The following is a 12282-nucleotide window of genomic DNA, read 5'->3' as shown; positions in this document are numbered from 1 at the left end:
TGTGGCGCCACTCGAAGCTTGTCTTAGATCACTAATTAGACAGGCGCGCAATAGCTCTCAGGCGACCAGGTGTGGCGGCCACCGTCACGCAGCGCGCCATATCGGTAGGAGGACGCGTGGGGCGCAGCCTGGTCACATCCGTTGCCGCCCGGCTGATGATGGCGACCGCTGCCAACGTGCGCGAAGTCACTGAGCAGGTGCTAGCTCACCTTGTTCGCAAGCTCGACGTGGACGCCAGCTTCCTGCGGCACAACGATCACGAACTCCGAGTTTCGGAATTGGTCGCCGAATGGCCGCCGCGACCGGTAACCGATCACGACCCGCTGGCCGTCGTCCCCTTCAACAGTGCCGACCCCATCTTCGCGCTCTGTGAAGACGGCAAAAAACCAGTGGTGATCGAGCCGGATCAAAAGGCGCGGGCTTACCGTATCGCGGGAAGCCGCCATGTCGCTCCGCCTACGGTGGCATGCGCACCGCTGATTTCCGGCCAGGTGACCACCGGCATGCTGGCGTTCGTCAAGTTCGGCCGCAGCAATTGGAAGCCCGAAGAGATCGACACGCTGGAGGCGGTCGCCTCGCTGTTCGCGCATCTTCAAGCCCGTGTGTCCGCCGAGGAGCGGCTGCATTACCTCGCCGGTCATGACGACTTGACCGGGCTGCACAATCGGCGAGCCCTGATTGCGCACCTTTCCGATCGGCTCGCGACCCGAGGTCAAGGGCCCGTCGCCGTGCTCTATCTCGACCTCGACCGGCTGAAATCGATCAACGACCGCTTCGGCCACAGCGCCGGGGACTGGTACATCCAGGTGTTCGCTGAACGGCTGCGTGCCAGCGCGGGCCGCCGCAACATGATCGCCCGGCTGGGCGGCGACGAGTTCGTGATCGTCCCGGAACGGTCAATGTCAACCGAGACCGCCGAAGCGCTGGCGCGCCGACTTCGGACGATGCTGTGCTATCGGCTGGCCATCGCCGGTGACAGCATCACCTCCACCGTCAGCATCGGGGTGGCGGTTGGACTGCCCGGCCACGACGACACCACCGGCCTGCTCGCCCGCGCAGACGAAGCCGTCTTGATGGCCAAGCGGGCCGGCGGTAACGACATCGCAGTGTCCAAGGGCTACGTGTCCGCCGAGAACGCGCTGCGCAATGACATCGAACTCCACCTGCAGGGCGACATCGACGACGATTCGCTCGTGCTTCATTACCTGCCCGAGGTCGACCTTTGGAGCGGTGCGATCGTGGCGGCCGAGGCCCTGGTCCGGTGGCGCCACCCCAACCGCGGGCTGCTCCTACCGGATGCGTTCATCGGTGTAGCGGAATCCATGAATTTGGCCGGCGAACTGGGTCGATGGGTAATGCGCAACGCCTGCGCCGACTTCAGCCGGTGGCGGGCGCGCGGGTTGGGCCAGAGCACCTGTTTGCGTATCAATGTCTCGCCGGCTCAGCTGGTGAGCCGCGGCTTCGTCCGCACCGTCGCCGACGTCATCGACGAGTTCGGCATCGACAGCGGCTCGGTATGTCTGGAGATCACCGAGCGCGCGATGGTTCGCGACATCAAAACCACTCGACGAACGCTCGAGGAGTTGAAGGAGGTGGGTGTGCAGATCGCCATCGACGACTTCGGCACGGGCTATGCTGTGCTGTCCTACCTCAAATCCCTTCCGGTCGACGTGCTCAAGATCGACACGACGTTCGTGCGTGAGCTGGGTACCAGCCCCACCGATTTGGCGATCGTTCGCGCAATTATCGGATTGGCTGAGGCGTTCGACCTGCAGTTGGTCGCCGAGGGAGTCGAAACTCCAGCTGCCGCACTGACGTTGATGCGCCATGGGTGTCACCGCGCACAGGGATACCTGTTGTCTCGCCCGATCCCCGCCGATGACATGGCCGCGCTGCTATCCACGGGCTGGATGCCGATGCCGTTCTTGGCTGACCGCGAAGCCCTGACCCTGGGCGCGATCTAGCGACGATGATTCGCCGGATCCGAGACATCGCCGCAGTATTCGTGGTGTGCCAGGTGCTGGCGGCGATGGGCGGATGTGGCGCAGCCCGGCGGGTGGGTCCGCTGGCGGCGATCAGCGCGCCGGTGATACCACGCACAGTTCAGGAGATTGCGAACCCGTTTGCGCGGGCAGTACGAGGATCTGCTGAAACCACTTTTTCCACAAGGTAATCCGACACAACGGCGCTACCGGCCCTGGCCCAAATCGTACGACCCCAGTTGGCGGGTGCCTTGGCGACAACTGCAGCCGACTGACCCGAACACGCTTACACCCGATCTTCCGATGACCGCAAATACGACTTCAGCCTGATCGACGACACGCTGACCCAGCTGGCCGGCCGCGGCATCCGGCTGACGCTGCGGGTGTACTCCTACAACTCTTGCTGCGATGCGGTGTATCCGGACAACACCAATGTCGCAATACCGGACTAGGTGCGTGCGCTGCCTGGAACGACCACCAGGTATCCCGCATCGACGAGTGTCCCGGGCGCAGGTGGTTACGTGGGTCGTACCGAACCAGGACCATCCCGAGTATCTGGCGGGTTCGAGCAGCTGCTCGGCGCGCTCGGCCGCCGCCACGACCGCGACGAGCGGCTCAGCGTGTTCGAGTTCTCCGGATACGGCAACTTCCGCGAGAACCACAACGCCTACCTGCGTGACGCGCTGGACACACCGGGGCCAACGCCGGAGGACAGCATTGCGGCGCTTCGGGTACTTCAGCCAGTTCCGCGACCGGAATGTCACCAAGGCATCCATACTGCAGTGAGCAACCGAGAATCCGGCCCAACGGTGGGACCCTGTTGCGAGCATTCCGGTATTCGGCGACCCCTCACGTCGAATACCGGAATGCTCGCCAGTCGATAGCCGCCCAGGGCAGGCACGATGAGATCTGCGCCGTCGAGGAGTCGGATCAACTCCAGGCGGGACAAGTCCCGGATCGGCCTGGCGGTCGCGCGGCTGTCCGGTTGCTTCCCGGCCTTGCCGTGCATGCGCCGCCACACTTCCCGCCCGTCGCCCGGCCCCGGCCGCCCCGCCATGTGCGTTCGGTCGACCACCAACCGCAAGGACCGCGCTCGCCGCGCGAATTGCGGCGCGTCGCCCGTGGTGGTCGGCGATGACGACAGCACCCGAGCCGCCAGGCTCCAATCGTGGCCGGGTTCGCGACATCAGTAGTCGCGTAGGACTCCGCGCTGGTGCTCAGCGTGTTCACGAACATCTCGTGAATCGCCTGGGCCTGTGCGCTGACAGCATGATACGTCCGCGCGTGTGCGGCGAATTGCGTCGCGGTCAGGGCCGACACCTCGTCGGCGGCCGCCGGCGCCACCCCGGTGATGGGCGCTGCCGTGGCGGTGTTTTGGGTGCTGATCGCGGCGCCGACGTCTCGCAGCTTGCCTGCAGCCGAGACCAGCGCTGCCGGCTGGGTGGTCACGAACGACATCTGCTTCTCCTAACAGGAGACCGCCCGGTGTGCGGGCGGCGACCCACCTGGTCTCATGCTCGCTGGCCAAGCCCAGCGACGAACAAACTGCCAATGCGCTACAAGGGGATAATACATACTATCTGAATGATGTAAACGCGTGACACCGACTGGTGGTATCCTATTTGCGCAGCAGATGACTTAAGCTTGCGAACGCGGCAGTCGAGCAGAGACTGCTCACACCTCAGACCTACCTGCTGCACCACTGGCTACGTCCGCAGGCGGCTCTGTTCGAGGAAGAAGTCGCACCGTGAAGCCGATGACCGCAATGACCGACTCGGGTCTACGCCGGCCCGCTGCCGTCGTCTGTTTGCGAGTCAGGGCACCGCAGGGTCGCGCGGATCAGCAATGAGCGAACCCGCCGACGGCCGAGCCGATACCACACGGCAACAGATCCTGCGTGCGGCCGCACACCAATTCGCCCACCGGCCATACCAGGATGTCGGCCTGGACGACATCCTGGCTGACGCCGAGTTGACTAAGGGCGCAATGTATTTCCACTTCCGATCAAAGCACGCCCTGGCGCTGGCCATCATCGAAGCGCGAACTTCCGCGGGTACCGCCGCGATCGAGGACCTGCTCGGGCGAAAGCTCTCTGGACTGGAAACTCTCATTGACTTCATCTACCTGATCGCGGTTCAAGATATCGGCGAGGACCGGACTCGGGCAGCTCTGCACCTGCTCAATACGGTTGGCCGGGCCGAAGAGTTTCAAACCAAGTTGCTCGATGACTGGAAAGAAGGCATTGCGCTGGTTGCCGGCCGCGCCATTGATGAGGGCGATATCATCGACGGCTGCGATCCACACGACATCGGAGGTCTCATCGTGTCGCTGTATCTGGGGCTGCGTTATACCAGCAAGCTCGACGACGCCAAGCGCTTTTTCCTCGACCTCGAGAAGTCCTGGGTACTCCTGCTGCCCGGGATCGTCGACGCCGACCGGATAAGTTACTTTCGCCAATTCATCAGGCGGCGTACGGCGCTCGCGATCAACGCTGCGGAAAAATCGGCAGTCGGCAGATGATCTCGGGTTCGACACCCGGTTAGACGGTCGCGGCCACTGGGTCGACGAATGTTAGGCTCGGGCGCGCTGCCCGGATATGTGAGACGCCGAGGGTCCGGAGTCTAAGCAAATCAAGGGAACTCCGGAGGTGCAGGGCGATGGCGCGCCAAATTCGATCGGAAGCGACCCGGCGAAAGATCATCGACGCCGCAATCGAGGTGTTTGGCGAGGTCGGTTATGCCGCCGCGGGTTGGGCCGCGATCATCGAGCGGACCGGGATGACCAAAGGAGCTCTCTATCATCATTTCGATTCCAAGGAATCGCTGGCATCCGCCATCATCGACGAGGGTTCGGGAATAGTCCTCAACGCGTTTTGCAGCATGTGCGGATCATCCTCGCCGGCGTTGGAAAACATGATCCACGGCACGTTCGCCGCCTCCGACCTGTTCGCTTCGGACAAAGTCGCCCGCGCGGCCGAGCAGCTGAGCTTCGCCGCTGGCGGATTCAGCGCGGCGGCCGCAAAGGTGTACACCGATTGGCTGGAGGCAATGGCCGCCCAGGCGCGACGGGCGATCGGTGAAGGCGATCTTCGAGACAGTCTGGAACCCGAAGCGGTCAGCGATTCGGTCGTCACCGCCATGTTCGGAACTCGTCTGTTGGCCAATTCAATACCCGACAGGGACTTCGCCGGGGGACTCAGTCGAATGTGGGAATTGTTACTGCCGGCCATCGCAGCGGATGCATCACTGCCATATTTCCGCGAGTTTCTGGCGCGCGAGGCGCTGCGCCGATAACGCGGCTTTCTGCCGGCTCAATCCGAGAGTTAGTCAGTTTTGCCCCTGCAGGATTCCCGCGGTATTGCGCTGCACCAGCGCGGTAGTGGACATGAAAGGATTGCAGCCGAGGTAACCGGGCAACAGCAAGCCGTCGTTGACGTAGAGCTGGTCGTACCCAATGGCTATGGCATCACGCTGCTACCGGCGATGATCCCGCCGTTGTGGCGTTGCGTGATGGACCCGCGTGTCCTCGACCACTACGGTGGCGGCATCCGGTTGGCGGCGCTGAGCCCGCGCCGCGAAAAGCAACTGCTGCAATGCTATTTGCCGCAGTCGGAATACCGGGCCGTTACGCCTCGTAGCGATGTCCAACTGGTTGCGCGACGTCGCGACGGACGTCAATTCGCAGCGATCACTCCCTGCCCGCGCCCGCACCCGGCGGTGGCGTCACCTGCTCGAGACCTTTCCGTCATTCGCTGAGATGCGAGTGCTGGACCTCGGCGGTACACCGGAGTCGTGGCGGATCGCGCCGGTTCGGCTTCAATCGGTCACCACTGTGAACCTACTGCCACTGATGTCATGGTCTTCCGACATCGTGGCGATCCCAGGCGATGCCTGCGACTTGCCGAGTTAGGTCACCCGAGATCACTTCGATCTGGTCTTCTCCAATTCGCTGCTCGAACACGTCGATGGCCATATGCAGCGCCAACGGCTCGCCGGCAACGTCCAGGGCGTCGCGGCTAGCCGAAACCGTTTCCAGCGGGCACGGTTTCGGCACTCGCACGGTCTGCTCTGACGATCCGGGCGGGTATGCCGGCCACCTCGACATCGTCGGGCAATGATGTGGTGACCTCTGCGCCGGCATGGATCCGACACGGCTTCCGACGTCGGCGCCGAGGATCATCGCGAGCGGATAGATGTAGACGTCCTCGCCGATGACGGGAACCTTGCCGTTGGCTTCGCCGATCGGCGCGCGCCGCCAAATGTAGGCAGTCAAATCCGCGCGAGTCCTGATTACCCGCCCACCGTACTACGAGTTACACAAACTCCGTGAATTTCATACTTCCGGTCGGCGGTCTGGTGGTCGCGGACCTGCCGGAGCCGTCAGCGTTCCTCGACCCAGAGTTGCTCGGTCAGATCCTGGAACGTTGCCAGCGCGACGTCGTCGTCGGAGCGCATCAGTGCGGACTTGCTCATCAGCGCACGGACCGTCGAGCCGTCGCGGTGCGCAAGCTCGACCACCATGTTCGCCAGCGCGTGGACGACGGAGAGGGTGGAGTCGGCGGCCGGCGCCGTGTGGAAAATGTGCTGAAACTCGAGGGACAGGACCTCCTCGGGGTCGTAACCCAGCATCTCCGCAAAGGCGGAATTCGCGAACAGGATGGTCCCGTCCTGCATGACGGCGAGCACCGGAACCGGGATCCGCTCTAAAACCACCGATGCGGGTAACTGGGTCAGAGTGACCGCCGGTGATTGACTGGGCCAGTTTCGTCGCCGCTCCATCCGCCGATTATCACCCACCGCCCGCCGGTGAACTATCACGAAATAGTTGGCACAGCGTCAGTAAGCCGCCGCTGCGGTCGCACTCAACGGCCGGCGGCCTGCGTGTCGTTTTGGGTCGGCTCGCGGTCGGCCGGTTGATACCGCGGAAATACCCCAGTGGGCGACGGCAACACCGTGCCGGGCGCCAACCGGGCGCCGATCGCACTGAACGTCCGCTGGTCGGCGGGCTGGCCGAGCAAATCGAGCAGCCTGCCTGCCGACTCCGGCAGCACCGGCTGAATCAGCAACGCGGCGATTCGCACCGCTTCCAGCGTGGTGTAGAGCACGGTGCCGAACCGGGCCTGATCGGCCGCGGCCGCACTTTTGCGCAGCACCCACGGCTGCTGGGCGGAGAAATAGCGGTTGGCCGCACCGAGCATCAGCCAGATCGCCTCCAACCCCGAATGCATTGCCTGCGCGTCGAATTCGGTGCGCACTCGGTCCAGCAGCGCGTCAGCGTTGGCCAACAGCTCGGCGTCGTCCGCGGTGAACTGGCCCGGCTGCGGCACGATTCCGTCGAGGTTCTTGGCCACCATCGACAGCGATCGCTGCGCAAGGTTGCCCAGCTCGTTCGCCAGGTCGGCGTTGATCCGGGTGATGATCGCCTCGTCGCTGTAGCTGCCGTCCTGGCCGAACGGTACTTCGCGGAGCAGAAAGTAGCGCACCTGGTCGACGCCGAACCTTTCGACCAGCTCGACCGGGTCGATGACATTGCCGACCGACTTGCTCATCTTCTCGCCGCGGTTCAAAAGGAACCCATGCGCGAAAACCCTTCGGGGAAGCTCGATCCCGGCAGACATCAGAAACGCCGGCCAGTAAACGGTGTGGAAGCGGATGATGTCCTTGCCGATCATGTGCAGATCGGCCGGCCAAAAGCGGCGAAACATCTCGCACTCCGTATCGGGATAGCCAACCCCGGTCAGGTAGTTGGTCAGCGCGTCGACCCAGACATACATGACGTGGTCGGGATGCTCGGGCACCGGCACACCCCAGTCGAACGAGGTACGGGAGATCGACAGATCCCGCAACCCGCCGGAGACAAAGCTGACCACCTCGTTGCGCCGGACCTCGGGTCCGATGAAATCGGGGTGGGTTTCGTAGTGCGCCAGCAGTTTCTCGGCATACGCCGAGAGCCGGAAGAAGTAGGTCTGCTCCTCGGTCCACGTCACCGGTGCGCCGGTTTCGGTGGCCACTCGAGTCCCGTCGTCGAGACGCATGGTCTCCGACTCGGCGAAAAACCGTTCGTCGCGCACCGAATACCAACCCGAGTAGGCGTCCAGGTAGATGTCACCGGCGTCGACCATCCGTCGCCAGATCGCCTTGGATGCCTCCTGGTGGTCGGCGTCGGTGGTGCGGATGAACCGATCGAAGGAAATGCCGAGCTGCTCCTGCAACCGCTGGAAGACATCGGAATTGCGCCGGGCCAACTCGGCGGTCGGAATACCCTCGGCCGCGGCGGTCTCGACCATCTTGAGGCCGTGCTCGTCGGTTCCGGTCAAGAAGCGCACGTCGAAGCCGTCGAGTCGCTTGAACCGGGCGATCGCATCGGTGGCGATGTACTCGTAGGCGTGTCCGACATGCGGCGCACCGTTGGGGTAGGTGATCGCCGTGGTGACGTAGTAGGGCCTCATTGGCTCTCACCCTATTGTGTGCGGATGGGTTCCCGACGTCCGCCGCCACCGGCCCCGGAGCCGTTGAGCCCGTTGGTCGACGCGCACACCCACCTCGACGCGTGCGGGGCCGACGATGCCGAAGCGGTGCGCGCGATCGTCGACCGCGCCGCCGCCGTCGGCGTCGAAGCGGTCGTCACGATTGCCGACGACATGGATTCGGCGCGCTGGGTGACCCGGGCCGCTGAGTGGGACGAGCGGGTCTATGCCGCGGTGGCGTTGCATCCCACCCGAGCCGGAGCCCTCACTGATGCGGCCCGCGCCGAGATCGAGCGGCTCGCCGCCCAGCCGCGGGTGGTGGCGGTCGGCGAGACCGGTATGGACCTGTATTGGCCCGGGCGGCTGGAGGGTTGCGCGGAACCGGGCGTGCAGCGGGAGGCGTTCGCCTGGCACATCGACTTGGCCAAGCGGATCGGTAAACCGCTGATGATCCACAACCGGGACGCCGACGCCGAGGTGCTCGACGTGCTGGGCGCCGAGGGTGCGCCCGACACGGTGATCTTCCATTGCTTCTCGTCGGACACGGCCATGGCGCGGGCTTGCGTCGAGTCCGGCTGGCTGGTCAGCCTGTCCGGCACGGTGAGTTTCCGTAATGCCCGGGACTTGCGCGATGCCGTGAGGGTGATCCCGAGCAGCCAGCTGTTGGTGGAAACCGATGCGCCGTTTTTGACGCCGCACCCGTACCGGGGCGCCCCCAACGAGCCGTATTGCTTGCCCTACACTGTGCGAGCGTTGGCTGAACTCGTTGACCGGCCGGCCGAGGAATTGGCCCAGGTCACCACGGCCAATGCTCGCCGGGCCTACGGTGTCAGTGCTTAAGAGTCCACTAAGAGCCCGGCGCCGGAGTTGCTCAAAGGAGGCCGGTTCGTTACCGTCTTGTGATCGTACGGTGGGGCCCTGAGTGGCCCCTTTGCTATGTCACTGGGTTGTTGCTGAAGGTAACGCTGAGGTCGGGAATTAATAGACATTGAACGTACTCACCAGACTGCACCAGACCCCATCGCCGATTCTGCGACTTTTGGTCGCCGCGCTGCTGATGGTATTGAGCATCGCCGGAGGTTTGGCGGTCGCCGCCCACAAAACCGTGACGCTGACCATCGATGGAACCGCGATGACGGTGACCACGATGAAGTCGCGGGTCATCGACATCATCAAAGAGAACGGCTTCGACGTCGGTGAACGCGACGACCTCTATCCGGCCGGCGCCGAGCAGGTGCGCGATGCCGGAACCATCGTGTTGCGCCGCAGCCGGCCGCTGCAGATCTCGTTGGACGGCCAGGACACCAAGCAGGTGTGGACAACCGCCTCCACGGTCGACGAGGCACTGGCGCAACTCGCGATGACCGACACCGCGCCGGCCGCGGCCTCGCGCGGCAGCCGCGTTCCGCTGGCCGGAATGGCCCTGCCCGTCGTCAGCGCCAAGTCCGTGGAGATCGACGACGGGGGAGCCCTGCGCAACGTGCATCTGGCCGCGCCCAACGTCGGGGAACTGCTGGCCGCCGCCGGGACACCGTTGGAGCAGAGTGACCAGGTGAGTCCGGGCGCGGCCGCGCCGGTGATCGACGGCATGCACGTCCAGGTGACGCGTAACCGGATCGAGAAGGTCACCGAGCGGGTTCCGCTGGCCCCCGAGGCGCAGCGCATCGAAGACCCGGAGATGAACATCAGTCGCGAAATCGTCGAGGACCCGGGTGCTCCGGGCGTGCAGGACGTGACGTTCGCGGTGGCCAAGGTCAACGGCGTCGAGACCGGGCGACTGCCCGTCGCCAACACCGTGGTGACACCTGCGCGCCAGGCCGTGGTGCGCGTCGGCGCCAAACCGGGAACCGAGGTTCCCGACGTCGGCAATGGCTCTGTCTGGGACGCCATCTCGAGGTGTGAGGCCGGCGGAAACTGGGCCATCAACACCGGCAACGGCTACTACGGCGGCGTGCAGTTCGACCAGAGCACCTGGGAGCGCAACGGCGGCCTGCGGTATGCGGAACGCGCCGACCTCGCCACCCGGGAAGAGCAGATCGCGATCGCCGAGGTGACGCGGGCGCGCCAGGGCTGGGGAGCCTGGCCGGTGTGCGGGAGTCGGCGCTGACCATCCGGCTGCTCGGGCGGACCGAGATCAGGCGGCTGGCCAAAGAACTCGAATTTCGGCCACGGAAATCACTGGGCCAAAACTTTGTCCATGACGTCAATACCGTGCGCCGGGTGGTGGCGACATCCGGTGTCCACCGCAACGACCATGTGCTGGAGGTCGGGCCGGGACTCGGATCGCTGACCCTGGCATTGCTGGAGCGGGGCGCGGCGGTCAGCGCGGTGGAAATCGATCCGGTGCTGGCCGAGCGACTGCCGCAAACCATCACCGAGCACTCGCACAGCGAGATTCACCGGCTGCACGTCTACAACCGCGACGTCTTGTCTGTCGGTCCCGCCGACCTACCGGGCGAGCCGACCGCGGTGGTGGCTAATCTGCCCTACAACGTCGCTGTTCCGGCGCTCTTGCATTTGCTTGCCGAATTTCCCTCCATCCGCACCCTGATGGTGATGGTGCAAGCCGAGGTTGCCGAACGACTCGCCGCCGAGCCGGGTGGAAAGGACTACGGCGTGCCCAGCGTGAAGGTCCGCTTCTTCGGGCGCGTGCGCCGTCACGGCACGGTGTCTCCTACGGTGTTCTGGCCGATCCCGCGGGTCTACTCGGGGCTGGTGCGTATCGACCGGTACGAAACGCCGCCCTGGCCGACTGATGACACTTTCCGTCAGCACATTTTCGAACTGATCGATATAGCTTTCGCGCAGCGGCGCAAGACTTCTCGCAATGCCTTCGCCGAGTGGGCGGGATCGGGCAACGAGTCGGCGAACCGGCTGCTGGCCGCCAGCATCGACCCTGCGCGGCGCGGGGAAACGCTGACCATCGAGGACTTCGTGCGGCTGTTCCGGCGTTCCGGCGAAGCCGACGCCGATCGGCCCACGCCGCACCGGCACGCCCCGGCCAGCTAGCTGTCGACAGCACGGATGACGTGCTCGACCAATTCCGCGCAGGATCGGTAGCGCACCTCGGGATCTCGCGCCATGGCTCTGGCGACCACGGTGTCGAACGCCCGTGATGCCCATGCAACCCTGCCAGATACCCGCGGCGGGATGCCCCGTAGGTGCGCTCTGATCAACTCGGCCGAAGTATCGGTTGGAAATGGCGTTGTGCCGGTGAGTAATTCAACAACCGAGCAGGCCAGCGCGTACTCGTCGGTGGCAGCCGTCGGCGCTTGTCCCCGCAGCACCTCCGGGGCGGCATACGACAGGGACGCCTGAATGTCTTTGGGCCGACGAAGGACATCGTCGACGACCGCATGTGCCACGCCGAAATCGATCAAACATGCACCGTCACGCGAAAAGTCCTTGGCGACAAGGATATTAGCTGGCTTGACGTCGGCGTGAACGATCCCTTGGTGGTGCACATAATCCAGCGCGTCGGCGATTTGCGCCAGCGCCGCCAGCTGGTGGTCCAGCCGCTGCAACGTGGTGGACTTGCCGCCGTCGACGAACTGCATTGCCAGCCAGAACGGCCCTTCTTCGTACACCGTGACGATGTGCGGATGGCGCAGCCGATGTGCAAATTCGAATTCGCGGTTGAGCCGGGCCAGTTCCGCCGAGCTGCGATGGTCGGCGCGGAGCACCTTGAGTGCGACCACCCGCTCAGGGGTTTCGGTGGTGTGTGCCCGATACACCGTGGCGTAGCCGCCGCGGCCAACCTCCTGGTTGACGACGTAGCCGTCGAGCTGCTCGCCGGCCTCAACCATGCCCACAGCGTAGGTTCCGGCGATAGTC

11 protein-coding genes and 2 pseudogenes are annotated in these 12282 nt (G+C 64.6%); 8 read left to right on the top strand and 5 right to left on the bottom strand.

What is annotated here, in order from left to right:
- Positions 1-116: 116 nt before the first annotated feature.
- Together AC5Y49_RS10790 and AC5Y49_RS10785 are read left to right on the top strand one after the other, a co-directional pair.
- A complete protein-coding gene (locus tag AC5Y49_RS10790; protein WP_499886779.1) occupies positions 117-1964 on the top strand; it encodes a putative bifunctional diguanylate cyclase/phosphodiesterase in 1848 nt (615 codons plus the stop codon).
- 5 nt (positions 1965-1969) lie between these two features.
- Positions 1970-2765, top strand: a pseudogene (locus tag AC5Y49_RS10785) (hypothetical protein); the annotation flags it as partial.
- 378 nt (positions 2766-3143) lie between these two features.
- Here the strand turns inward: AC5Y49_RS10785 and AC5Y49_RS10780 are convergent.
- Positions 3144-3389: pseudogene (locus AC5Y49_RS10780) on the bottom strand (PE family protein); the annotation flags it as partial.
- Between the two features lie 438 nt (positions 3390-3827).
- Here AC5Y49_RS10780 and AC5Y49_RS10775 point away from each other — a divergent pair.
- The 3 genes from AC5Y49_RS10775 (at position 3828) to AC5Y49_RS10765 (ending at position 5737) form a co-directional block, all read left to right on the top strand.
- Complete coding sequence (locus AC5Y49_RS10775) at positions 3828-4502, top strand: TetR family transcriptional regulator (protein ID WP_499886778.1); 675 nt, start codon at positions 3828-3830, stop codon at positions 4500-4502.
- Positions 4503-4639: 137 nt separating this feature from the next.
- A complete protein-coding gene (locus AC5Y49_RS10770) occupies positions 4640-5275 on the top strand; it encodes a TetR family transcriptional regulator (protein ID WP_499886776.1) in 636 nt (211 codons plus the stop codon).
- A 39-nt stretch (positions 5276-5314) separates the two neighbouring features.
- On the top strand, positions 5315-5737 hold the full coding sequence (locus tag AC5Y49_RS10765; RefSeq protein WP_499886774.1) for a hypothetical protein: 423 nt from the start codon (positions 5315-5317) through the stop codon (positions 5735-5737).
- Positions 5738-5834: 97 nt separating this feature from the next.
- Here AC5Y49_RS10765 and AC5Y49_RS10760 read toward each other — a convergent pair whose 3' ends face one another.
- From AC5Y49_RS10760 to metG, 3 genes are all read right to left on the bottom strand, one after another.
- Complete coding sequence (locus AC5Y49_RS10760; protein WP_499886772.1) at positions 5835-6254, bottom strand: hypothetical protein; 420 nt, start codon at positions 6252-6254, stop codon at positions 5835-5837.
- Positions 6255-6361: 107 nt separating this feature from the next.
- Positions 6362-6760, bottom strand: coding sequence for a PAS domain S-box protein (locus AC5Y49_RS10755; RefSeq protein WP_499886770.1), 399 nt, complete (start codon positions 6758-6760; stop codon positions 6362-6364).
- A gap of 83 nt (positions 6761-6843) precedes the next feature.
- Positions 6844-8430, bottom strand: a complete 1587-nt coding sequence (metG, locus tag AC5Y49_RS10750) for a methionine--tRNA ligase (protein ID WP_499886769.1) — start codon at positions 8428-8430, stop codon at positions 6844-6846.
- A 24-nt stretch (positions 8431-8454) separates the two neighbouring features.
- Here metG and AC5Y49_RS10745 point away from each other — a divergent pair, with 24 nt between their 5' ends.
- From AC5Y49_RS10745 to rsmA, 3 genes are all read left to right on the top strand, one after another.
- A complete protein-coding gene (locus AC5Y49_RS10745) occupies positions 8455-9288 on the top strand; it encodes a TatD family hydrolase (protein WP_499886767.1) in 834 nt (277 codons plus the stop codon).
- 148 nt (positions 9289-9436) lie between these two features.
- Positions 9437-10555: a resuscitation-promoting factor gene (locus tag AC5Y49_RS10740; RefSeq protein WP_499886766.1), complete on the top strand. Its 1119-nt coding sequence runs from the start codon at positions 9437-9439 to the stop codon at positions 10553-10555.
- A complete protein-coding gene (gene rsmA / locus AC5Y49_RS10735) occupies positions 10528-11457 on the top strand; it encodes a 16S rRNA (adenine(1518)-N(6)/adenine(1519)-N(6))-dimethyltransferase RsmA (RefSeq protein ID WP_499887252.1) in 930 nt (309 codons plus the stop codon). The genes AC5Y49_RS10740 and rsmA overlap by 28 nt, the downstream gene beginning before the upstream one ends.
- Here rsmA and AC5Y49_RS10730 read toward each other — a convergent pair.
- Positions 11454-12254, bottom strand: coding sequence for a serine/threonine-protein kinase (locus AC5Y49_RS10730; protein ID WP_499886765.1), 801 nt, complete (start codon positions 12252-12254; stop codon positions 11454-11456). The genes rsmA and AC5Y49_RS10730 overlap by 4 nt on opposite strands.
- Positions 12255-12282: the final 28 nt, after the last annotated feature.

The organism is Mycobacterium sp. NGS62, assembly GCF_059812285.1.
This window is presented reverse-complemented; position numbering and strand designations above follow the sequence as displayed.